Raw genomic sequence first — 21748 nt, 5'->3', positions numbered from 1 at the left:
GGTCATTCCGGCGCTAGCGAATGCGATCCGCGAGGGCAGCTTTCACAGCCGCCGATGCGTGCAGCGCACCGCGCACCAGAATCGAGTCGATTGTTGCCAGGGCGAGTTCGGGCGTGACGTCGGCGGCGATGCTGGCCAATCCAAGTACCTGGATATTGAGCCGTTCGTTTGCCGCGCGCACCGCTTCGAGATCGCGCTTCGAAAAATACTGGAGGCCCAGCACCAGTTCGCGCCGCGTGACCGTCTCCTTGACGACCACCGCGTGAACCGACAACTGGTTTCGGATCGCCGTGCGGATCAGATCCGTACGGTTCGAATAAAAACCTTCTTCCACGAGCAGGTCGATCTGGCCCAGATCCACCGGGCCGATATTGATCGTGATTTTCTCCGTCTCGCCGCCTCGGGAGCGGGCGGGCTCGACTGCCGTTTCTTTTGTCATGAAATTAAGATCATCCTCTCACCATCCATATGGATGGTTATAGGCGTGTATTTGGATGATGTCAACGCCTTTGTTCGACAGCCGGCAATCCGCCGCCATACGATTGCATGGTTCGCGAAACCATCGTCTGATGGCGCGGGCGACCGCCGCGAGCGATAAAAGCATTGGCTCGCGCCTGCAGTTTGGTCCGCGAACGCCCTCGCCTTACATTTCCCTTCCGGCGCGCCTATCATGGGAAATTTCACCGCATCCGGTTCCGATCCATCGTCGGAGGACACCCTCGATGACGACGCAGCCCGAGCATGATCCTCGCGCGAGCGCGGCAGAACCCGTCATCGGCGATGCTGCGCTCGAAGAATCAGGCGTGCCCGAATATCCGCGGCATCAGCAGATGTTTCCCGTGCTCACGGCGGCCGAAGTCGATCGGCTGCGGCGCTTCGGCGAGCCCTGCCGTCACGAGAAAGGCGCGCTGCTGTATCGCGCGGGCAGTGTGTGTCCGGGCGTGTTCGTGCTGCTGGCGGGCAAAGTGCGCATTGTGAGCCGCGATGCGCTCGGGCACGAGCAGGTCATCCACACGTACACACAGCGCGGCGAATTCACCTCCGATGTCACGCAGCTTTCCAGCAAGCCGGCGGTCGTGGATGCGCATGTCATCGAAGACGTCGATGCGCTCCTGCTGCGCCCCGATGCGTTGCGCGCGGTGATGATCGGCGAGGCCGATCTCGGCGAGAAAATCATGCGCGCGCTCATTCTGCGGCGCGTGCTCGTGTTCGAACGCGGACAGGGCGTGGTGCTGGTCGGAGGATCGGGCGACGCGCGTCTGCTCGCTTTGCAGACTTTCCTGCGACGCAACGTCTTTCCGTGCGCCGTGCTCGATGCCGAACAAAATCCCGAAGCGCTCGCGGTGCTTGAGCGCCTCACGCCGCAGCCCGACGACTTTCCGCTCGCGCTCTGTCCGAACGGCACCGTGCTGCGCAATCCGGACGAAGGGCAACTCGCATCGTGCCTCGGGCTGATTCCCGATTTCGATCCCGCTTATGTGTACGACGTGGCGATCGTCGGCGCGGGTCCGGCCGGACTGGCGACTGCGGTGTATGCGGCGTCCGAGGGATTGTCGGTCGCGGCGCTCGACTGCCGCGCGCCGGGCGGACAGGCGGGCAGCAGTTCGCGAATTGAAAACTATCTCGGCTTTCCGACCGGCATCACCGGCCATGCGCTTGCGGGCCGCGCCTTCGTGCAGGCGCAGAAGTTCGGCGCGCATATCGGCATTCCGTGCGAAGCGCGAGCGTTGTACTGCAACGAGGCGCAACCGGTCATCGAGATGACGGATGGTCGACGCATCACCGCGCGCACGGTGGTGATTGCGACTGGCGCGGAGTATCGGCGACCGGACATCGACGGCCTCGCGCGCTTCGAAGGCACGGGCGTCTATTACTGGGCGACGCCGATCGAAGCGCGCCTATGCCGCAAGGAGCCGGTGCTGCTGGTGGGCGGCGGCAACTCGGCGGGACAGGCGGTGGTGTTTTTAGCGTCGCATGCCGAGCATGTTCATCTGTGCATTCGCGGCGCGAGCCTCAGGCACAGCATGTCGCATTATCTGATCGAGCGGATCGAAGGGCTGCCGAACGTCACGGTGCATGCGAACACGAACCTGACGGCGCTCGAAGGTGCGGCGCGGCTCGAACGCGTTCACTATCGCGGCGCGGATGGCGAAAGCGGCGGCGTGGCGACGCATCATCTGTTCGTGTTCATCGGCGCGCAGCCGAATGCGGGCTGGCTGCGGACATGCGGCGTCGCGCTCGATAACAAGGGCTTCGTGCTGACGGGCGCGGATCATCCGCGCGCGGACGTGCGCACGATGTCCTTGCAGACGAGCGTTGCGGGCATCTTCGCGATCGGCGATGTTCGGTCGGGGTCGATCAAGCGCGTTGCGTCTGCGGTCGGTGAAGGCGCGGCCGTGGTTGCGCAGATTCATGCGTATTTGATGGCTGAGGCTGGGTGAGTGCTCTTTCGCTATTTGCCACCAGTCTGCTCACGCACAATAAACTCGGCATACCAATCGGGCCAGTTCTCGTCATGCTGACCGGTCTGCTTTTCATGCTCGCCGTGCGCGGCCGCAGCGCGGCGCAATGCGCCCGCCAGTTCCTTCGATGATGCAAACGACGCATACGTATCCACGCGTCCGGGAAGCCGCGCGGTCACTTCCTGAAAGACCCAGCCGTTGCCGTCCGGATCGCTGAACGAAGCGAACGAACCGTAGGTGCTGCGCGCCGGATGCGGGCCGCTCACGCGTCCTTCTTCGCCGGCATGATGAAACAGCCCGCCGACATCGTGAAAGATCTCGCTCACGCGCACGCCACGCTCGACGAGATCAGCATGCGCCGCATCCAGATCGGACACGATGAGATGCAGTCCCTGCACCGAGCCCGGCTTTTCCGTGGTCACGCCACGGCCGAACAGAATCGAGCATTGCGACCCCGGCGGCGTGAAATGCACGACGCGAAACTGATCGTCTTTCGCGATATCCACATCGAGCCGCCAGCCCAGGTCTGCATAAAACCGCTTCGCGCGATCAACGTCCGAGACGGGTATGACGACAACTTCGAGCTTCATGTCCACCGTATTCGACCTCTGCCCAAGGCTCATGTCGAGCTCCTCACGATTGCGTTCGGTTGCGAATCCAGGACTGCGGCGAATGGCCGTTCTTTTCGCCGGTCTGCGTAAAACGAGCGTCACACACGCATCACGCCGCGTGGCTCAAACGCCTGTAATTTAACGCTCGAACAGGCTCGCGTCGACAAAACGATCGTATAGGTTTTCATACCTTGGACGATCACGCTTTTTACTTGACATCTAAACTATCTAAACCTAAATTATCGATTCGGGCACACAAGTCGGAGAAGCAAACATGCGCATCGTCTGTATCGGCGGCGGCCCCGCGGGCCTCTATTTCGGCTTGTTGATGAAGCGCCGCCATCCCGCGTATGACATCACCATCGTCGAGCGCAATCGTCCTTATGACACCTTCGGCTGGGGCGTCGTCTTCTCCGATCAGACGCTGGGCAACCTGCGCGCCGCCGATCCCGAAAGCGCCGGCGCCATCCTCGACGCCTTCAATCACTGGGACGATATCGAGGTCCACATCAACGGACGCACGATTCGCTCGTCGGGGCACGGCTTCTGCGGCATCGGCCGCAAACGTCTGCTGAATATCCTTCAAGCGCGTTGCGAAGAACTCGGCGTGAAGCTCGTCTTCGAAACGCAAGTCACGAACGACGATGACTACGATGCCGATCTGATCATCGCGAGCGACGGTCTCAACAGCGCGGTCCGGCAGAAATACGCGTCCACGTATCAGCCCGATATCGATCTTCGCGAATGCCGCTTCGTGTGGCTCGGCACGAACAAATGCTTCGACGCATTCACGTTTGCCTTCGAACAAACCGAATGGGGCTGGTTTCAGGCGCATGCGTATCGCTTCGACGACAACACATCGACGTTCATCGTCGAAGCGCCGGAGCGCGTGTGGCGTGCCGCGGGCTTGGGCGACATGAGCAAGGAAGAAAGCATCGCGTTTTGCGAGCGGCTTTTCGCGAAGTATTTAGATGGTCATGCGCTGATCTCGAACGCCACGCATTTGCGCGGCTCGTCTCAATGGATCCGCTTTCCGCGCGTCGTGAATCGCGAATGGGTGCATTGGAGAAGCGACGAAAACGGCAAGCGCACGCCCGTCGTCCTGATGGGCGATGCCGCGCACACCGCGCATTTCTCGATCGGCTCCGGCACGAAGCTCGCCCTCGAAGATGCGATCGAACTCGCGAACAGCATCGATACCGCATTCGCGAAACAGGACGGCGACCTCGAAGGCGCGCTCGATCACTACACGCGCGTGCGCAGCGTCGACGTGCTGCGCATTCAGAACGCGGCGCGCAACTCGACGGAATGGTTTGAACATGTGGACCGTTACGCATCGTTCGAGCCGGAGCAATTCGCGTATTCATTGCTCACGCGCTCGCAGCGAATCTCGCATGAAAACCTGCGCGAGCGTGATGCGCGTTATCTCGCATCGTTCGAAGACTGGCTCGCCGGTCGCGCGGGACTCGAACGCGCCGATAAAACGCGCTCCGTTCCGCCGATGTTCACGCCCTTCACGCTGCGTGGCGTCACGCTGAAGAACCGCGTTGTCGTCTCGCCGATGGCGCAATACTCCGCCGTCGATGGCATCGCGGGCGATTATCACCTCATGCATCTCGGCGCGCGCGCCATGGGCGGCGCCGCGCTCGTAATGACCGAGATGACCTGCGTGTCGCCGCAAGCGCGCATCACCCCGGGCTGCCCGGGCATGTATGCGCCGGAGCATCTGCATGCGTGGAAGCGCATCGTCGATTTCGTGCACGCGCAATCGGATGCGAAGATCGGCATGCAGCTCGGCCACGCGGGCGCGAAGGCTTCGACGCGCGTGAGCTGGGAAGGCATCGACCAACCGCTTGCCGATGGCAACTGGCCGCTCGTGTCCGCATCGCCGCAGCAGTATCTGCGCGACGTGAGTCAGTGGTCGCGCGAAGCATCGCATGACGATCTGCGCGAGATCGAAGCGCAATTCGTGCGCGCTACTGAAATGGCTGCGGCCGCGGGCTTCGATTGGCTGGAGTTGCATTGCGCACACGGCTATTTTCTATCGAGCTTTCTTTCGCCGCTCACGAATCGTCGCCGCGATGAATACGGCGGCTCGCTCGAAAACCGCCTGCGCTATCCGCTGCGCATCTTCAAGTCGATACGCGCGGTATGGCCGCAGGACAAGCCGATCTCAGTACGCATCTCCGCTCACGACTGGGTCGATGGCGGCACCACGCCCGACGATGCAGTGGACATCGCACGCGCATTCAAGGCGGCTGGTGCGGACATGATCGACGTGTCTTCGGGGCAGGTCAGCAAGGACGAGAAGCCCGTCTTTGGCCGCATGTTTCAGACGCCCTTCGCCGATCGCATCCGCAACGAGGCGGGCATCGCGACGATAGCCGTCGGTGCGATATCGGAAGCGGATCACGTGAACAGCATCATCGCGGCGGGACGTGCCGATCTGTGCGCGGTGGCGCGCCCGCATCTCGCGAATCCTTCGTGGACACTCACCGAAGCCGCGAAGATCGGCTACTTCGATATCGCGTGGCCGAAGCAATACGCGGCCGCGAAATCGCAACTCGAACGCAATCTGGAACGCGAGCGCGCAATGGCTACCGATAACGCGCGCCTCTCACCGCAAGAACGCGCGCAACGCGCCGAAGGAAGCATCTGATCATGACATCCCTCGCCAACAGACACGCGGTCGTGACGGGCGGCGGCAGCGGCATCGGTGCATCGTGCGCGGAAGCACTTGCACGTGCCGGCGCGCGCGTCACGTTGATGGGCCGCGACATCGAGCGCCTCGAAGCGCAGCGCGATGCAATGCGCCCTCACGGCGATGCGGCGTGCATCAGCGTGGACGTGACAAACGAAGCCGCCGTCAGCCATGCCTTCGCACAGGCGGTCGAAATGCATGGCCCCGTCGATCTGCTCGTGAATAACGCGGGACACGCGCAAGCCGCGCCCTTCACGCACACCGACGCCGCCCTGTGGCAACGCATGCTCGACGTGAACCTGACCGGCGTGTTTTTATGCACGCGCGCCGCCCTGCCCGCGATGCTCGAACGCGGCTACGGACGCATCGTCAATGTCGCGAGCACGGCGGGGCAAATCGGCTATGCCTATGTTGCCGCGTATTGCGCCGCGAAGCATGGCGTGATCGGCTTGACGCGCGCGCTCGCCGCCGAGGTTGCGACGAAGGGCGTCACGGTCAACGCAGTGTGTCCCGGCTATACCGAGACTGAGCTGCTGCGCGCATCGCTCGATCAAATCATGGCGAAGACATCCCGCAGCGAACAGGACGCGCGCGATGCACTCGTGCGCCTCAATCCGCAACGCCGCTTCGTGCAGCCGGAAGAAGTGGCGAATGCCGTGCTGTGGCTTTGCGCGCCCGGTTCCGAATCGATGAATGGTCAATCCTTATCCGTATCCGGTGGAGAAGTCACGTGACTCACGCTGCACGCAACAAGAAGACCACGCCGATGACCGAAGCGAAAGCGCCGCGCAAGGGCGTCGAGAAGCCGGCGGATAACGTCGTCGATCTGGAGATGAGCACCGGCGCCGACAGTCATATGGGCCTGCGCTTGTGGCTGCGCATGCTGACCACGACGAATCTCGTGCAAGCCGAATTGCGCAAGCGCCTGCGCACCGAGTTCGATACCACGTTGCCGCGCTTCGATCTGATGGCGCAACTCGAACGTCAGCCCGAAGGACTGAAGATGACCGAGTTGTCGCGCCGCATGATGGTCACGGGCGGCAACGTCACGGGCATCACGGATCAACTGGAAAAAGAAGGGCTGGTATCGCGTTATACCGATCCGAACGATCGCCGCTCGATCAGCGTGCGCCTCACGCCGCAAGGCCGCAGCGCGTTCGACAAGATGGCGACCGCGCATGAACAATGGGTCGTCGAAATGTTCGGCGGACTCGAACTGAACGAGAAGTCGCAGACGCATCAGCGGCTCGGCAAGCTGAAGCAGCATCTGCTGAACACGCTCAAAGATTAAAGGAGATCGTGATGACTTCATCCGCCGACGCGCTTCTGGCCGGCAACCGCCTCACGCTGACGGACTATCGCGCGAAGCATTTTCTGTGGTCCGTGACGAACGGCGTCGCGACCATCACGCTGAATCGTCCCGAGCGCAAGAATCCGCTGACGTTCGAATCCTATGCCGAGTTGCGCGATCTGTTTCGCGATCTCGTGTACGCGACCGACGTGAAGGCTGTCGTGATCCACGGCGCGGGCGACAACTTCTGCTCCGGCGGCGACGTGCACGAAATCATCGCGCCGCTCATCGATCTGCCGATGCCGGAACTGCTGCTCTTCACGCGCATGACGGGCGATCTCGTCAAGGCGATGCGTCATTGTCCGCAGCCGGTCATCGCCGCGGTGGACGGCGTATGCGCGGGCGCCGGCGCAATCCTTGCGATGGCGTCCGACATGCGTCTCGGCACGGCGCGCAGCAAGCTCGCGTTCCTGTTCGCGCGCGTCGGTCTCGCGGGCTGCGACATGGGCGCGTGCTCTATCTTGCCGCGCATCATTGGTCAGGGGCGCGCGGCGGAACTGCTCTTCACCGGCCGCGCCGCAACGGGCGATGAAGGCTTCGCATGGGGCTTCTACAACCGCCTCTGCGCGCCCGAAACCTTGCTCGACGATGCAGCCACACTCGCATCCGAACTCGTCGCGGGCCCGACCTTCGCGCATGGCATCACGAAGAAGATGCTGCATCAGGAATGGAGCATGAGCATCGACGAAGCGATCGAATCCGAAGCGCAGGCGCAGGCCATCTGCATGAGCACGCGCGATTTCGAGCGCGCGTATCGTGCGTTCGCGGCGAAAGCGCGTCCCGTTTTCGAAGGAGACTGAATTGAACGTCGATCCACATAGCGCGCTTGCGTGGCCCTTCTTCGAAGAAAGCCATCGCGAACTCGCGCGCGATGTCGATGCATGGGCCGCCGCGCATTTGCAGCATGTCGATCACGCCGATACCGATGCCACCTGCAAACGCCTCGTGCGCATGCTCGGCGATGCGGGCTGGCTCGCGCACTGCATCGGCGGCACGCGCTACGGCGCATCGCACGATACGATCGATACGCGCGCCGTCTGCCTGTTGCGCGAAACGCTCGCGAAGCACGACGGCCTCGCCGACTTCGCCTTCGCGATGCAAGGTCTCGGCTCCGGCGCGATATCGCTTGCAGGCACCGATGAACAAAAGGCGCGCTATCTGCCGCGCGTCGCGAAAGGCATTGCGTTGGCGGCGTTTGCGCTATCCGAACCGGAAGCCGGTTCCGATGTCGCCGCACTATCGCTCGACGCCCGCATCGACGGCGACGCCTACGTGTTGAACGGCGACAAGACCTGGATTTCGAACGGCGGCATCGCGGATTTCTATGTCGCGTTCGCGCGCACCGGTGAAGCGCCGGGCTCGCGCGGCATCAGCGCGTTCATCGTCGATGCGGATACGCCGGGCTTGCAGATCGCCGAGCGCATCGACGTGATCGCGCCGCATCCGCTTGCGCGCCTGCATTTCGCCGACGCTCGCGTGCCGCGCAGTCAGATGCTCGGCGCGCCCGCCGAAGGCTTCAAGATCGCGATGCGCACGCTCGACATCTTCCGCACATCGGTGGCGGCTGCATCGCTCGGCTTCGCACGGCGCGCCATGCACGAAGGGCTCGAGCGCGCCGCATCGCGCAAGATGTTCGGCCACACGCTCGGCGACTTTCAATTGACGCAAGCAAAGCTCGCGCAAATGGCGTTGACCATCGACAGCAGCGCGTTGCTCGTCTATCGCGCCGCATGGCTGCGCGATCAGGGCGAGAGCGTGACGCGCGAAGCCGCAATGGCGAAGTGGCACGCGAGCGAAGGCGCGCAGCAAGTCATCGACGCTGCCGTGCAATTGTGGGGCGGCTTAGGCGTGAAGAGCGGCACCACGGTCGAATCGCTGTATCGCGAGATTCGCGCGCTGCGCATCTACGAAGGCGCGACGGAAGTGCAACAACTGATTGTCGGGCGAGACGTGTTGAAGGCGCACGGAGAACATCAGCGATGACGCACACCTTCGACATGCCGATGCGCATTCGCTTCGCGCACTGCGACCCGGCGGGCATCGTTTATTTCCCGCAATACCTCGTGATGACGAACATGCTCGTTGAAGACTGGTTCGACGACGCGCTCGGCATCGACTATGCGCAGATGATCTCGGAGCGCCGCGTCGGGCTTCCGATCGTCAGGCTCAATTGCGAGTTCTCGCGGCCGAGCCGCATGGGTGAAACGGTGACGCTCACGCTCGCCGTCGATTCCGTGGGCCAACGTTCTGTCCGCATCGATATCGTGTGTCATTGCGACGGCGAAGTGCGCTTCCGCGCGAAGCAGGTTCTGGTAACGACATCGCTCGACGATGGCCGCTCGATCGACATTCCCGGCGACATTGCCCGCGCGCTCGAACGCTTCGCGCCGGGCACGAGCCGCACATTGCAGGAGGAATCAGGCACATGAAAAAGACGCTTCTGCCTTCGGGCTGGATCAAGCCGCGCGGCTACGCGAACGGCGTCGCGGTGCGCGGCACGCAGGTGTATATCGCGGGGCAAATCGGCTGGGACGAAGAGGCGCGCTTCGTCAGCAAGGCATTCGGTGCGCAGGCGGTGCAGGCGTTGCGCAATGTCGTCGCGGTGCTGCGCGAGGCGGGCGGCAAGCCCGAGCATCTCGTGCGCATGACGTGGTATGTGACCGACAAGCGCGCCTATCTCGCGGCGGCGAAGGAAATCGGCGCGGCGTTTCGCGAGCTGATCGGCGACTACGACATCGCGATGAGCGCGGTGCAAGTGGTCGCGTTGATCGAAGACGATGCACTGGTGGAAATCGAAGCGACGGCAGTCATCCCCGACTAAGCGGAGAGCACGATGGAACGGTCAGCACACGTCGATACATTCGCGCGCGATCACTTGCCGCCGCAGGACCAGTGGCCGGTGCTGCTGCTCGACAACGCGGATGTCGCCTACCCTGCACGCATCAATTGCGCGACGGAACTGCTGGATCGCGCGATCGAAAGCGGCCACGGCGACAATCCGGCCATCTGGTCCGACGTGAACGGTGCGCCGCATGCAACGAGCTATCGCGAACTGCGCGCGCTCGTGAATCGCAGCGCGCATGTGCTCGTCGATGACATGGGCTTGCGGCCGGGCAATCGCGTGCTGTTGCGCGGACCGAATACCTTGCAGATGGCCGTTGCATTTCTCGCGGCGTTGAAGGCGGGGCTCGTCGTCGTGCCGACCATGCCACTGCTGCGCGCGAAGGAGTTGAAGCAGATCATCGACAAGGCGCATATTTCCGCCGCACTATGCGACGTTCGCCTGACCGATGAACTCGCACGGTGCAGCGCCCACGGCGACGAATTCCATTGCAACACGCTCGCGCAAGTCCTCACGTTTCACGACGATGCGCCCGGCTCGCTCGAATCGCGCGCGGCATCGAAGCCCGACAGCTTCGATGCATGCGACACCGCCGCCGACGATGTCTGCCTTATCGCGTTCACGAGCGGCACGACAGGCGCGCCAAAGGGCTGCATGCATTTTCATCGCGATGTGCTCGCGATGTGCGACCTCTTCCCGCGCCATATCCTCAAGCCCGCATCGAACGATGTTTTCTGCGGCACGCCACCGCTTGCGTTCACGTTCGGCCTGGGCGGCTTGCTGTGCTTTCCTTTACGCGCGGGCGCATCGACGGTGCTGCTCGAAAAGCTCACGCCCGAAACGTTGCTGCAAACGGTCGAACGTTTTCGCGCCACGATCATGTTCACGGCGCCGACGTTCTATCGGCAGATGGCGCCGCTCATCGAACGGTTCGATATTTCGAGCCTTGCAAAAACCGTCTCCGCCGGCGAAGCCCTGCCCGATTCCACGCGCGCATTGTGGCGCGAAGCGAGCGGCATCGAAATGATCGACGGCATCGGCGGCACGGAGATGATCCATATCTTCGTATCGTCCGCCGCTGCCGATGTGCGCGAGCATGCGATCGGACGCGCGGTGCCGGGTTATATCGTGCAAGCCGTCGACGACGCGATGCAGCCAGTGCCGCCCGGCACCCTCGGCAAGCTCGCCGTGCGCGGGCCGACAGGCTGCCGCTATCTCGCCGATGACCGTCAACAGAAGTTCGTGCGCGACGGCTGGAACCTGCCCGGCGATTCCGTCGTCATCGACGCAGACGGCTACGTGTTCTATCAGGCACGCGCCGACGACATGATCGTGTCCGCGGGCTACAACATCTCGGGGCCGGAAGTGGAAAGCGTGCTGATGCAGCACGAAGCGGTCGCCGAATGCGGCGTGATCGGCGTGCCCGATGAAACGCGCGGTCAGGTAGTGCGTGCGTTCGTCGTGCTCAATCCCGGCTTCAAGGGCAACGATACGCTCGTGGCCGAGTTGCAGGCGTTCGTCAAGCGCACTGTCGCGCCGTATAAATATCCGCGCATCGTGACGTTCCTCGATGCACTGCCGCGCACCGAAACGGGCAAGCTCAAACGCTTTGCACTGCGCGCGATGTAACGCGCGCGCAAGAGAAAAGCAGAAATCGTCGGTTCGTTCAAAAACGTTTGCTTGGTAGAGTATGGATTACGCCCGCCGCGAGGCGGCTCGTCCACTCTTCCGAGCAAACAAGAAAAATGCTTCTGACGCGACGTTTCCTTGCTGTTTCCTTTTCTGCGGCGCTTGCAATGAGTTCGCAAGGCGCATCGGCCGCGAGCAAAACGCTCGTGTTCTGCTCCGAGGGCAGCCCGGCCGGCTTCGACTCCGCGCAATACACGACCAGCACGGACTTCGATGCGGGTGCGCACTCCGTCTATGACACGCTGGTCGAGTTCAAGCGCGGCACGCTCGATCTCACGCCCGGACTCGCGGAAAAGTGGGACGAATCTCCGGACGCGAAGACCTTCACGTTTCATCTCCGGCGCGGCGTGAAGTTTCAATCGACAGCGTGGTTCAAGCCCACGCGCGACTTCAACGCGGACGATGTCGTCTTTACGTTCAAGCGCATGATCGATCCGAACGAGCCGTTTCAGAAGGCGCATCCGGTCAGCTTTCCGTATCTGACCGATCTCGGCTACGACAAGAACATCGCATCGGTCGACAAGCTCGACGACTACACCGTGCGCTTCACGCTCAAGACGCCGGATGTCGTGTTCGTGCGCAACGTCGCGATGGAATTCGCATCGATCGTGTCGGCAGAGTATGCCGCGCAATTGCTCAAGCAAGGCAAACCGGAAGATATCAATCAGAAGCCTGTCGGCACAGGCGCATTCGTGTTCCGCGATTATCAGAAAGATTCGACCATCCGTTACGACGCGAATCCGACCTACTGGAACAGGAAAGATGTCCACATCGACAAGCTCGTGTTCTCGATCACGCCCGACGCCGCCGTGCGTCAGCAGAAGCTGTCGAGCGGCGAATGCCAGTTGACGTCGTTCCCGCGCCCCGCCGATATCGCCGCGTCGAAACAGGATCCGAAGCTCACGGTGTTATCGGGTGTCGGCTTCAACGTTGCTTATGTGGGCTACAACACGACGCACAAGCCGCTCGACAATGTGAACGTGCGCCGCGCGCTCGACATGGCGATCGACAAGCAGGCGATCATCAAGACCGTCTACGAAGGCGCGGCCACCATCGCGACGAACCCGATACCGCCTTCGCAATGGTCGTATAACAAGGCGCTGAAAGACGCGCCGCACGATCCCGCGAAGGCGCGCGAACTACTGAAGCAAGCGGGCTTTCCGAACGGCTTCACGATCACGCTGTGGGCCATGCCTGTGCAGCGCGGCTATAACCCGAACGCGCGGCTGATGGCGCAGTTGATTCAATCGGACTGGGCGAAGATCGGCGTCAAGGCGAATATCGTCACTTACGAATGGGCCGAGTACAACAAGCGTGCAAAGACCAACGGCGAGCACGATGCCATTCTTTACGGCTGGCTCGGCGACAACGGCGACCCGGACAACTGGCTCGGCACCACGCTCGGCTGCGACGCCGTGCACGGCAGCAACATGGCGAAGTGGTGCAACAAGCAGTTCGACGATCTGCTTGCGAAGGCGCGCCTCGTCACCGATCAGAACGCGCGCACGAAGCTCTATGAAGAAGCGCAAGTGGTGTTCAAGGATCAGGTGCCGTACACGCCGCTCGCGCATGCCAACATCTTCCAGCCCATTTCGAAGCGCGTGCACGGCTATCTGATCAGCCCGCTCGGCGGGCATCGCTTCGACGGCATCACGCTCGATTGATCGCGACATCCACGTGCGGATTCGCCTCGCGGCGAATCGCGCGGTCGAGCAGCGGCACCAGCAGAAGACCCAGCACGGACGCCGCGAGAATCACCATGAAGCCCGAGTCGCTGCGGCCCGTGGCGGTCTCGGTCATGCCGAACAGATACGGGCCGACGAAGCCGCCGATCAGCCCGATCGTATTGATGAACGCGAGACCGGCGGCCGCCTGAATGCCGTGCAAACGCTTCATCGCGATTGCCCAGTAGGAAGGCAGAACGCCGCCGCCGAAGAACGCGGTCACCACGAGCAGCGCCATGCGCGCGGCAGGGCTCGCCGCCGCGATAAAGGCGCACGCACCCGCGACGAGACCCGCCGTCAGCACGCCAAGGTAGACGCAGTCGTTGCCGTAGCGCCGATGAATGCGCGGCAGAATCAGCACGCCGAGCAGGAAGCCCAGCCCGACGCTGCTCGACAACAAGCCGACGAGGAACGGCGTATTGACATGCATCTGATGGATCATCGCGGGCGTGAAGAAGTACAGGCCGACGAACGCCACCTGATTCAGGAAGTAGATCAGACCGATCAGCACCGTCGTGGGCCGCTTGAGCGCCGCGATCCAGTCGGCGGACGTGAGTTCGGGATGACCCTTCGCATCGATGACAGCGCGCGCTTCGAGCACGGCGACCTCTGCGGGCGAGAGCCATTTCGCGTTGCGCGGGCGCTCCGGCAGCTTGAACCACAGCAGCACGCCGACGAGCACGCTGGGAATGCCTTCGATCATGAACATCCATTGCCAGCCGTGCAGGCCGCCGATGCCGCCGAGTTGCATCAGCGCGCCGCCCAGCGGATTGCCGAGCATGAGTGCGAGCGCAGGCGCGGTATAAATCCAGCCGACTGCAACAGGCCGGTCATGCGGCGCGAACCACAACGTCACCATGTACATGAGCGCCGGAAACAGTCCCGCTTCCGCAATGCCGAGCAACACGCGCAGCACATAGAACGACCATTCGCCGGTGACGAACATCATCGCGGTGGAGAGAATGCCCCACGTCACGGCAATGCGAGCGATCCAGCGGCGCGGCCCGATACGATGCGCCGCGAGATTGCTCGGCACTTCGAGCAGTGCATAGCCGATAAAGAAGATGCCCGAGCCGAGGCCATAAGCCGCTGCGCTGATGCCGACATCCGCCGCGAGTTGCACCTTCGCAAGCGCCACATTGGTGCGATCGAGGAACGACATGAAGTAGATCGCGCACATGAGCGGAATCAGCCGGATCATCGCGCGGCGCGTCGCCAGGCGATGGACTTCGTCGCTGCTTTCGTTGAGTGAAGCGGTGTTCATCGTGTCTCCATATATTCGTTATGTGTAAGCGCGGCGTCAGTGCATCAGGGCGTGACTGTGTCCGCGCCTTTTAGCCCGAGCATCTTGCGTGCATCAGCGGGCGTGGCGATCTCGAACGAAAGCTCCTCCAGAATGCGTCGAATCTTGCGCACCTGCTGCGCATTCGATTCGGCCTTGACGCCCTTCGCGATATACACGCTGTCTTCCAGTCCCACGCGCACGTTGCCGCCCATGATCGCGCTCATCGTGACGAGCGACATCTGATGGCGTCCCGCGCCGAGTACGGAAAAGTGATAGTTCTCGCGCCCGAACAGACGGTCGGCGGTCGAGCGCATCACGGTCATGTTCTCGGGATCGGCGCCCATGCCGCCCAGAATCCCGAATACGGACTGGATGAAGAACGGCGGCTTGATCAGACCTTCGTCGACGAAATGCGCGAGATTGTAAAGATGGCCCAGGTCATAGCATTCGAACTCGAAGCGTGTGCCGTGACCGCCGAGTTCGAGCAGAATGCGCTTGATGTCCTTGAAGGTGTTGCGGAAGATCATGTCTTCCATGCCTTCGACGTAGTCCTTCTCCCAGCCGTATCGCCACGATGAAATCTTCGCGGCGAGCGGATGAATCGAGAAGTTCATCGAGCCCATGTTGAGCGAGCACATCTCCGGTCGCGCGAGCAGCGGATACGCAAGACGCTCCTCCAGCGTCATGCGCGTGCTGCCGCCCGTCGTGATGTTGATGACGGCATCGGTTGCCTCGGCGATCGCGGGCACGAAGCGCCTGAAGATGTCGGGGCTGGGCGTCGGGCGTCCGTCTTCGGGATCGCGCGCATGCAGATGGATGATCGCCGCGCCGGCCTCGGCGGCTTCGATCGCCTGATCGCGAATGTCGGCGGGCGTGAGCGGCAAATGCTCCGACATCGACGGAACATGCGTGGCGCCCGTCACGGCGCAGGAAATGATGACCTTGCGGCTTGTGTCTTTCATATGATTGTCTCGCGGGCGTTTGTCTCCGCGTTTGTCTCCTTGTGACACGAATCTTAGTGAGGTAGCATCACGCCGGAAAGGTCATTTTCGGACACACGTGTGTCCCGCGCGGACACGGCGAACGCTATCCATGGCATCGACACGGCCACCGCTGAATGAGCGCATGTATGCGCCCTACAAAATCGCCGCGCTCGTCGAAGTGCTGGCGGAACAGGGCATTGCGCCCGAGGACAGCCTGCGCGGCTCGGGCGTCGGCAGCGATGAAATCTACGATGCAACAGTGATGACTTCGGTCGGCCAGTACGCGACCGTTTGCAGAAATGCGGTCGCGCTGCGCTGCGCGCCGGATACGCCGTTCAGGGTTGGACAGCGCCTGCATCTTTCGGCGTACGGCATGTACGGCTACGCGCTCATGTCGTGCCTCTCGCTGCGCGAGTACTTCAAACTCGGCGTGAAATATCATGGGCTCGCCACGCCCACCGTCACGATCGAATGGACCGAGTATCCAGACCGCATGGTGTGGACCTTCCCTGACGCGTTCAAGTCGAGTCCTTCGCGCGAGTTGCGCGAGTTCATCATCGAGCAGCAATACACGCAGCACGTCACGCATCTTCAGGATGTGGCGGGCGGCGTGTGTCCGCCGGTGAAGGCGTGCTTCTCGTATCCCGCGCCCGCGCATGCCGATGTCTATCCCGAGTATCTCGGCTGTCCCTGCTTTTTCGATGCGGAGCAATGCGAGCTCGTCTACGACAGCGCGATCCTCGATCGCAAGCCGCAGCTCGCGCACAAGCTCACGGCCGCGTTATTGCAGGAAACTTGCGACCGGTTGATCGGGCAGGCGAAGACATCGAGCGGCGTATCGGGTGAGGTGTATCAGATCCTGATGAGCACGCCCGGCGTGTTTCCGGGCATGGATGCAATCGCCGAAGCCATGCACCTGACGACACGCACGCTGAGACGGCGACTCGAAGCGGAAGGCACATCGTTTCTGGCTATCGTCGATGACGTGCGCCGCTCTCTCGCGCTCGAATATCTTCGAACGACGAAGATGAGCACCGACGATATCGCGATGCTCCTCGGCTTCAGCGATGCCGCGAATTTTCGCCGCGCGCTCAAACGCTGGACCGGCAAAGGCCCGGGCGAATTGCGCGGTTGAATCCGAACTGCGCTGCAATCGTCGATCAACCGCCGCGATACCACGCGTCGATGCTATCGCGTTGCTCGCGCTTTCCCGCTTGCGTTTTATACGCATCGCTGCCGCCGACGGCATTCGTGTTGGCATCGATCTTATCCGTTGTGCTCATCGCATGCGTGGCCCGCGCGCTGTGCGAGACCGGTGCGACCTTGCCCTCGCAATGCATCTTCGCCATGCTGCAATCGTCGGCCACAGCGGGAACGGCGGACCATGCCGCGTTGGCGGCCAGAAGAATGGCGGTGAGTTTGGCTTTCATGGCGACTCCATAGACTTGTCGTAAAACGCAATGCGTTCGCGCCGACAAGTGCATGGCCTGTGCCAATGTCGATAGACACATCGTTCTATCGGGCTGCATGGCTTGAAAACAAAGGGATGCGGCCGCGTTCGCGCATGCGTGCGAACGCGCGTGTCACACGACGACTGTCGGGGCGCGGCCAACGCAAGCGCATGGACTTGTTCGTCGAAACCCGACATCGCTCAAATCCGATGTGTCGTTTTCCGCCGGTTTCCGGACGCGTGAGAAGTCACACGTGCTCGACGATCCGCACGCTCCACAGAACCATCATGCCGAGAGCCGTTTGCGCTTCATCGGCAAGCAAAGCCATTCAGAGTGAGACAAGTGAGCCCTCGCATGAATGCGCCTTCATTCATGCCGTGAGCGCATTTCTCAATGCTTCGAGGAATCGGACGTAAGCGGTCGCGCCCGGGTCCGCGTGCCCGATGCTGCGTTCCTGCACCCACGCCGCACGGCCCTTTTTCGACTGCATCGATGCGGTTGCGCTGACCTGCTCGGTGGCTTTTGCGATCATCGCGTCGAGCGCTTCCGTCGAACTGCCTTGCGATGCGCCCAGCACGTCGAGACTCGGCACCAGCGCATCGAGCACGGTCTTGTCGCCGACCTGACTCTTGCCTCGCTCGATGATGCGCGCCGCCACCGCCTGCCCGATTGCGAGCGCCTCGTCGCGCCCGATCGCATCCTTGCCGGTCACGGTCTTCGCGGCCGCGAGCAAGCCGCCGCCGACGAGCGCCGCGAACGTCGAGGGATTGGCCGTCGAAAACGCCTTGGCCGCCGCGAGCAATACTTCGTTCAATGACGCCTCATCGGGCAACGCGGCCAATGCCTTCACGACAGCCGCCGATCCCGCCTGCACCGTGATGCCGAGATCGCCGTCGCCGAGCGCGGCATCGAGATCGCGCAGTTCATCGGCGTGGGCGGGAAGCGCGCTCAACGCGCGCGTGAGAATGTCCCGCAGTTCCTTGCTCGTCACGCTCATCGCACGCTCCTCTCAAGACACGGTGCCGTCGCGAAAGAACGGCGAACGCGCGGGCGCTTCGAGCAGCGCTTCGAGTTCGTCGTCGAGCAACATCACCGTGATCGATGCGCCCGCCATTTCAAGACTCGTCACGTACTCGCCGACATACGAACGCGCGACCTTGAGCCCTTCGTCGGCGATGAGTTTCGCCGAGCGGCTATACAGCAGATACAACTCTTCCAGCGGCGTGGCGCCGAGTCCATTCACGAGCAACGCGACGCGCGAACCTTTAGCCGCAGCGAGATCGCCGACGATCTGCTTCGTCAAACGTTCGGCGATGGCATCGGCGGATTCGAGCTTACCGCGATGCGTGCCCGGCTCGCCGTGAATGCCGATGCCGATTTCCATTTCGCCCTCGGGCAGCGTGAAGGTCGGCTTGCCTGCGGCGGGCAGGATCGTCGGCGAGAGGCCCACGCCCATCGTGCGGCAATTTGCGTTTGCTTTGGCACAGATGCGCGTGACGTCATCGAGCGAATCGCCGCGTTCGGCCGCCGCGCCCGCGCATTTGAACGCGAACAGCATGCCTGCCACGCCGCGCCGGTCGTCCGCGCGTTCTTTCGGCGCGGAGGCAACGTCGTCGGTGAGCACGACCGTTTTGACGTCGATGCCTTCGGCTTCGGCCAAGTCCGCAGCAAGGTCGAAGTTGAGCACGTCGCCGCCATAGTTGCCGTAGACATAGAGCACGCCCGCGCCGCCGTTCACGGCTTTCGTCGCTTCGAAAATTTGCTCCGACGACGGCGACGAGAACACGTTGCCCACCGCCACACCGCCGCACAAGCCCTCGCCGACATAACCGAGAAAGCCCGGCAGATGGCCCGAGCCGCCGCCCGTCACGATGCCCACGCGCCCCTGCTTCGGGGCATCGGCGCGTACGAGCGCGCGGCGGTCTTCGGTCGCGGCCTTGATCCATTGCGGATGCGCGAGCAACAGCGCTTCGATGATCTCGTCGACGAACTGATCGGGATGGTTGATGATCTTCTTCATGTCCGAAGTGACTCCTTGTTGATCCGTATCGGCTTCATTGCGCTTCCATGGAAAGGCGAGTCAAACTTTTCGCCGCTGACTCAACGCATCGAGCAAAACGGCAGCGAAAATCACGCCGCCTTGAATGAACTGCGTCCAGAAGGGATTCACGCCGAGCAGCGACAGTCCGACATTGATCACGCCGATCAACACCACGCCGATGAAGGTCCCGACGATCGACCCGCGTCCGCCCGCGAGCGACGTCCCGCCGATCACGATAGCCGCGATCACCTGCAACTCGAGGCCATTGGCCGCCGAAGGCAACGCGGAATTCAGACGCCCCGCGAGCACGATGCCCGCAATCGCAGCCGTCACGCCCGCCAGCATGTAAGTGAAGAACACGACGCGACGCACCGGAATGCCCGCGAGCCGCGCCGCTTCCTGATTGCCGCCGACGGCAAACACCTGATGCCCGAACGTCGTCTTGCGCAACAACACATGTCCGATGACGAAGACGACCAGCATCACGATCATCGGCATGGGCAAGCCCGCAACGGTCTTCGCGCCGAACACCGTGAACGCATTCGGAAAATCGAACTTGGTGCGGCCATCGGAAATGGCGAGCGTGAGGCCGCGCGCCATGGCCATCGCGGCAAGCGTGACGATGAACGGCACGAGGCGCAGCCACGAAACGGCGAGCCCGTTGAGCGCACCCGCGAGCGCGCCCACCGCGAGCGCAACGCCAAGGCCCGTCATGCCCAGTCCCACCGCGCCCGGACTCGATCCCGCCATGACCGTCGCCGCGACCATGCCGCTCAGTGCGACGAGCGAACCCACCGACAAGTCGATGCCCGACGTGATGATCACGAACGTGCCGCCTACCGCCGCGATGCCCACCACCGACACCTGCACCATGATGTTCGTCAGCGTGCTGGTAGTGAGAAACTCGGGCGATGCGATCGACAACGCAATACATATGATGACGAGCGCCGCAAACAACGGTCCGATCCCGCTCCTCAACTGACGGATCACACGGCGCGATAATGCTTCGTTATCCGAACGATCGGCTGCTGTGGAGGTCATGCGCCTGCTCCTGTCGTTGCCCACTGAATGACGGTTTCCGAATCCGCCTTGTCGCGCGCGATCTCGGTCACGATGCTGCCGCGATACATCACCAGCACGCGATCCGACATGCCGAGCAACTCCGGCAGTTCCGAACTCACCATGACGACCGCCGCACCGGCGCGCGCCATCGTCACCATGTGCGCGTAGATCTCGGACTTCGCGCCCACGTCGATGCCGCGTGTCGGTTCGTCGAGCATGATGACGGTGGGGCTCGTCGCCGTCGCGCGGCCGAGGATCACCTTCTGCTGATTGCCGCCCGAGAGCGTGCCCGTGATCTGCAATACCGACGACGCACGCACGCCGAAACGCGCGCTCGCCTCCTGCGCGAGCTTGCGCTTCTTCGCGCGGCTGACGAAGCCGCCGCTCGCCAACGCCTTGAGACTCGACAGGGCGATGTTCTCTTCGATGTTCGCTTCCAGCACGAGTCCTTCGAGCTTGCGATCCTCCGACGTATAGACAAGCCCATGACGCACGCCTTCGGTCGGCGAATGATTGGTGATCTTTCTGCCTCTCACGAGAATTTCGCCGCCGCTGACGGGCAACGCGCCGAAGATCGTCTTGAGCAACTCGGTGCGCCCCGCGCCCGCAATGCCTGCAATGCCGACGATCTCGCCCGCGCGCACGGAAAAGCTCGCGTTGCGCAACAGCGGCGCGCTCGCGAGATTGCGCACTTCGAGCACGACCGGACCGTACTCGCGCGGCTCCCACGGATAGAACGATTCGAGATTGCGCGCGACCATCGCCTGCACGAGATCGGCTTCGGACCATTGCGCCATCGGACGCGCGCCGACCGTCGCGCCATCGCGCATCACAACGGCGGAGTCGGCGAGTTCGAACACTTCTTCCAGATGATGCGAGATGAAAATGATGCCCATGCCTTCCGCGCGCAGCCGCCGCACCACTGCATAGAGGTTCGCGATGTCATGGCTTTGCAGCGCGGCGGTCGGCTCGTCCATCACGAGAATGCGCGCATCGCGTGCGATTCCCTTTGCCACTTCGACGAGTTGCCGCTTGTTCAACGGCAGATCGCCGAGACGCATCCACGGCGGCACGTTGTCGAGCCCGACGCGTGCGAGTGCTTCGCGCGCCATCGCGTTCGCTTCGCGCATCATCACGAAACCGTTACGCGAAGGCATGCGGCCGAGGAACAGATTCTCCGCAACCGTCATGTCGTTGATCAGCGACAACTCCTGATAGATGACGGCCACGCCCGCATCGATCGCCGCGTTGGTGCCGCGCGCGAGCGGCATGCCGTCGATCTCGATCGAGCCTTCGTCGGGTTCGTACGCGCCCGACAGCACCTTCACGAGCGACGACTTCCCCGCGCCGTTCTCGCCGACGATCGCCATCACATGGCCCGCGTGCAGTTCGAGGCTCACGCCGCGCAGCGCCTTCACACCGGGAAAGCTCTTCACAATGCCCTGCATGCGCAACAACGGCGCCTTTGCATGCGCGGGCGCGTGTGCTTGCGCTTCGGTTTCCACTGTCATGTCGTGCATTCCGCGTACGGGCCGCGTGCGTGTAA

20 protein-coding genes are annotated in these 21748 nt (G+C 62.6%); 11 read left to right on the top strand and 9 right to left on the bottom strand.

All coding sequences use genetic code 11. From position 1 onward, the window contains the following. Positions 1-13: 13 nt before the first annotated feature. The gene (locus BRPE64_RS25615; protein ID WP_016347846.1) at positions 14-439 is read right to left on the bottom strand and encodes a transcription regulator; all 426 of its coding nucleotides are present in this window, start codon (positions 437-439) and stop codon (positions 14-16) included. Positions 440-722: 283 nt separating this feature from the next. Between BRPE64_RS25615 and BRPE64_RS25610 the strand changes: the two genes are divergently transcribed. Next, the gene (locus BRPE64_RS25610) at positions 723-2441 is read left to right on the top strand and encodes an FAD-dependent oxidoreductase (RefSeq protein WP_016347844.1); all 1719 of its coding nucleotides are present in this window, start codon (positions 723-725) and stop codon (positions 2439-2441) included. An 11-nt stretch (positions 2442-2452) separates the two neighbouring features. Here BRPE64_RS25610 and BRPE64_RS25605 read toward each other — a convergent pair whose 3' ends face one another. Next, on the bottom strand, positions 2453-3085 hold the full coding sequence (locus BRPE64_RS25605) for a VOC family protein (protein WP_044043273.1): 633 nt from the start codon (positions 3083-3085) through the stop codon (positions 2453-2455). Between the two features lie 262 nt (positions 3086-3347). Between BRPE64_RS25605 and BRPE64_RS25600 the strand changes: the two genes are divergently transcribed. The 9 genes from BRPE64_RS25600 to BRPE64_RS25560 all read left to right on the top strand — a co-directional run bounded on the left by BRPE64_RS25600 (position 3348) and on the right by BRPE64_RS25560 (position 13320). Further along, a complete protein-coding gene (locus BRPE64_RS25600; protein ID WP_016347842.1) occupies positions 3348-5732 on the top strand; it encodes a bifunctional salicylyl-CoA 5-hydroxylase/oxidoreductase in 2385 nt (794 codons plus the stop codon). 2 nt (positions 5733-5734) lie between these two features. Further along, positions 5735-6508, top strand: coding sequence for an SDR family NAD(P)-dependent oxidoreductase (locus tag BRPE64_RS25595; RefSeq protein WP_016347841.1), 774 nt, complete (start codon positions 5735-5737; stop codon positions 6506-6508). Positions 6509-6540: 32 nt separating this feature from the next. Beyond that, positions 6541-7065 (top strand): MarR family winged helix-turn-helix transcriptional regulator, encoded by a 525-nt coding sequence (locus BRPE64_RS25590; protein WP_173405485.1) that lies wholly within the window; start codon positions 6541-6543, stop codon positions 7063-7065. A gap of 11 nt (positions 7066-7076) precedes the next feature. After that, complete coding sequence (locus BRPE64_RS25585) at positions 7077-7925, top strand: enoyl-CoA hydratase family protein (protein WP_044043272.1); 849 nt, start codon at positions 7077-7079, stop codon at positions 7923-7925. A gap of 1 nt (position 7926) precedes the next feature. After that, positions 7927-9108 carry an acyl-CoA dehydrogenase family protein gene (locus BRPE64_RS25580; protein ID WP_016347838.1) on the top strand — a complete coding sequence of 394 codons (1182 nt, stop codon included), beginning with the start codon at positions 7927-7929 and terminating at the stop codon, positions 9106-9108. Further along, on the top strand, positions 9105-9554 hold the full coding sequence (locus tag BRPE64_RS25575; protein WP_016347837.1) for an acyl-CoA thioesterase: 450 nt from the start codon (positions 9105-9107) through the stop codon (positions 9552-9554). The genes BRPE64_RS25580 and BRPE64_RS25575 overlap by 4 nt, the downstream gene beginning before the upstream one ends. Beyond that, complete coding sequence (locus BRPE64_RS25570; RefSeq protein ID WP_016347836.1) at positions 9551-9946, top strand: RidA family protein; 396 nt, start codon at positions 9551-9553, stop codon at positions 9944-9946. The genes BRPE64_RS25575 and BRPE64_RS25570 overlap by 4 nt, the downstream gene beginning before the upstream one ends. A gap of 12 nt (positions 9947-9958) precedes the next feature. Continuing rightward, positions 9959-11596 carry an AMP-binding protein gene (locus BRPE64_RS25565; RefSeq protein WP_016347835.1) on the top strand — a complete coding sequence of 546 codons (1638 nt, stop codon included), beginning with the start codon at positions 9959-9961 and terminating at the stop codon, positions 11594-11596. A 116-nt stretch (positions 11597-11712) separates the two neighbouring features. After that, the gene (locus BRPE64_RS25560) at positions 11713-13320 is read left to right on the top strand and encodes an ABC transporter substrate-binding protein (RefSeq protein ID WP_016347834.1); all 1608 of its coding nucleotides are present in this window, start codon (positions 11713-11715) and stop codon (positions 13318-13320) included. On the opposite strand, the gene BRPE64_RS25555 is transcribed toward BRPE64_RS25560, so the two are convergent. Further along, complete coding sequence (locus BRPE64_RS25555) at positions 13307-14644, bottom strand: MFS transporter (RefSeq protein WP_016347833.1); 1338 nt, start codon at positions 14642-14644, stop codon at positions 13307-13309. The two genes, BRPE64_RS25560 and BRPE64_RS25555, sit on opposite strands and share 14 nt — an antisense overlap. Positions 14645-14688: 44 nt before the next feature. Continuing rightward, the gene (locus tag BRPE64_RS25550) at positions 14689-15627 is read right to left on the bottom strand and encodes a BKACE family enzyme (RefSeq protein ID WP_016347832.1); all 939 of its coding nucleotides are present in this window, start codon (positions 15625-15627) and stop codon (positions 14689-14691) included. A gap of 130 nt (positions 15628-15757) precedes the next feature. Here BRPE64_RS25550 and BRPE64_RS25545 point away from each other — a divergent pair, with 130 nt between their 5' ends. Next, the gene (locus tag BRPE64_RS25545; protein ID WP_016347831.1) at positions 15758-16783 is read left to right on the top strand and encodes an AraC family transcriptional regulator ligand-binding domain-containing protein; all 1026 of its coding nucleotides are present in this window, start codon (positions 15758-15760) and stop codon (positions 16781-16783) included. A 25-nt stretch (positions 16784-16808) separates the two neighbouring features. Here the strand turns inward: BRPE64_RS25545 and BRPE64_RS25540 are convergent, their stop codons facing one another. From BRPE64_RS25540 to BRPE64_RS25520, 5 genes are all read right to left on the bottom strand, one after another. Then, positions 16809-17078 carry a hypothetical protein gene (locus tag BRPE64_RS25540; protein WP_016347830.1) on the bottom strand — a complete coding sequence of 90 codons (270 nt, stop codon included), beginning with the start codon at positions 17076-17078 and terminating at the stop codon, positions 16809-16811. A 391-nt stretch (positions 17079-17469) separates the two neighbouring features. Beyond that, complete coding sequence (locus tag BRPE64_RS25535; protein WP_016347828.1) at positions 17470-18096, bottom strand: DAK2 domain-containing protein; 627 nt, start codon at positions 18094-18096, stop codon at positions 17470-17472. 12 nt (positions 18097-18108) lie between these two features. Then, a complete protein-coding gene (locus BRPE64_RS25530; RefSeq protein WP_016347827.1) occupies positions 18109-19119 on the bottom strand; it encodes a dihydroxyacetone kinase subunit DhaK in 1011 nt (336 codons plus the stop codon). A gap of 60 nt (positions 19120-19179) precedes the next feature. Then, on the bottom strand, positions 19180-20181 hold the full coding sequence (locus BRPE64_RS25525; RefSeq protein WP_044043270.1) for an ABC transporter permease: 1002 nt from the start codon (positions 20179-20181) through the stop codon (positions 19180-19182). Beyond that, complete coding sequence (locus BRPE64_RS25520; protein ID WP_016347825.1) at positions 20178-21722, bottom strand: sugar ABC transporter ATP-binding protein; 1545 nt, start codon at positions 21720-21722, stop codon at positions 20178-20180. Before BRPE64_RS25520 ends, BRPE64_RS25525 begins: the two co-directional genes overlap by 4 nt. Positions 21723-21748 lie beyond the last annotated feature (26 nt).

It is taken from the genome of Caballeronia insecticola, assembly GCF_000402035.1.
GTDB lineage: Bacteria > Pseudomonadota > Gammaproteobacteria > Burkholderiales > Burkholderiaceae > Caballeronia > Caballeronia insecticola.
The sequence above is the reverse complement of the archived record's forward strand: the minus strand, read 5'-3'. Positions and strand labels throughout refer to the sequence as shown.

Excerpts from the sequence above, each read along its gene's own strand:
- BRPE64_RS25615 (WP_016347846.1), bottom strand. The coding sequence starts at position 439 with ATGACAAAAGAAACGGCAGTCGAGCCCGCCCGCTCCCGAGGCGGCGAG.
- BRPE64_RS25610 (WP_016347844.1), top strand. The coding sequence starts at position 723 with ATGACGACGCAGCCCGAGCATGATCCTCGCGCGAGCGCGGCAGAACCC.
- BRPE64_RS25605 (WP_044043273.1), bottom strand. The coding sequence starts at position 3,085 with ATGAGCCTTGGGCAGAGGTCGAATACGGTGGACATGAAGCTCGAAGTT.
- BRPE64_RS25600 (WP_016347842.1), top strand. The coding sequence starts at position 3,348 with ATGCGCATCGTCTGTATCGGCGGCGGCCCCGCGGGCCTCTATTTCGGC.
- BRPE64_RS25595 (WP_016347841.1), top strand. The coding sequence starts at position 5,735 with ATGACATCCCTCGCCAACAGACACGCGGTCGTGACGGGCGGCGGCAGC.
- BRPE64_RS25590 (WP_173405485.1), top strand. The coding sequence starts at position 6,541 with ATGACCGAAGCGAAAGCGCCGCGCAAGGGCGTCGAGAAGCCGGCGGAT.
- BRPE64_RS25585 (WP_044043272.1), top strand. The coding sequence starts at position 7,077 with ATGACTTCATCCGCCGACGCGCTTCTGGCCGGCAACCGCCTCACGCTG.
- BRPE64_RS25575 (WP_016347837.1), top strand. The coding sequence starts at position 9,105 with ATGACGCACACCTTCGACATGCCGATGCGCATTCGCTTCGCGCACTGC.
- BRPE64_RS25570 (WP_016347836.1), top strand. The coding sequence starts at position 9,551 with ATGAAAAAGACGCTTCTGCCTTCGGGCTGGATCAAGCCGCGCGGCTAC.
- BRPE64_RS25565 (WP_016347835.1), top strand. The coding sequence starts at position 9,959 with ATGGAACGGTCAGCACACGTCGATACATTCGCGCGCGATCACTTGCCG.
- BRPE64_RS25560 (WP_016347834.1), top strand. The coding sequence starts at position 11,713 with ATGCTTCTGACGCGACGTTTCCTTGCTGTTTCCTTTTCTGCGGCGCTT.
- BRPE64_RS25555 (WP_016347833.1), bottom strand. The coding sequence starts at position 14,644 with ATGAACACCGCTTCACTCAACGAAAGCAGCGACGAAGTCCATCGCCTG.
- BRPE64_RS25550 (WP_016347832.1), bottom strand. The coding sequence starts at position 15,627 with ATGAAAGACACAAGCCGCAAGGTCATCATTTCCTGCGCCGTGACGGGC.
- BRPE64_RS25545 (WP_016347831.1), top strand. The coding sequence starts at position 15,758 with ATGGCATCGACACGGCCACCGCTGAATGAGCGCATGTATGCGCCCTAC.
- BRPE64_RS25540 (WP_016347830.1), bottom strand. The coding sequence starts at position 17,078 with ATGAAAGCCAAACTCACCGCCATTCTTCTGGCCGCCAACGCGGCATGG.
- BRPE64_RS25535 (WP_016347828.1), bottom strand. The coding sequence starts at position 18,096 with ATGAGCGTGACGAGCAAGGAACTGCGGGACATTCTCACGCGCGCGTTG.
- BRPE64_RS25530 (WP_016347827.1), bottom strand. The coding sequence starts at position 19,119 with ATGAAGAAGATCATCAACCATCCCGATCAGTTCGTCGACGAGATCATC.
- BRPE64_RS25525 (WP_044043270.1), bottom strand. The coding sequence starts at position 20,181 with ATGACCTCCACAGCAGCCGATCGTTCGGATAACGAAGCATTATCGCGC.
- BRPE64_RS25520 (WP_016347825.1), bottom strand. The coding sequence starts at position 21,722 with ATGCACGACATGACAGTGGAAACCGAAGCGCAAGCACACGCGCCCGCG.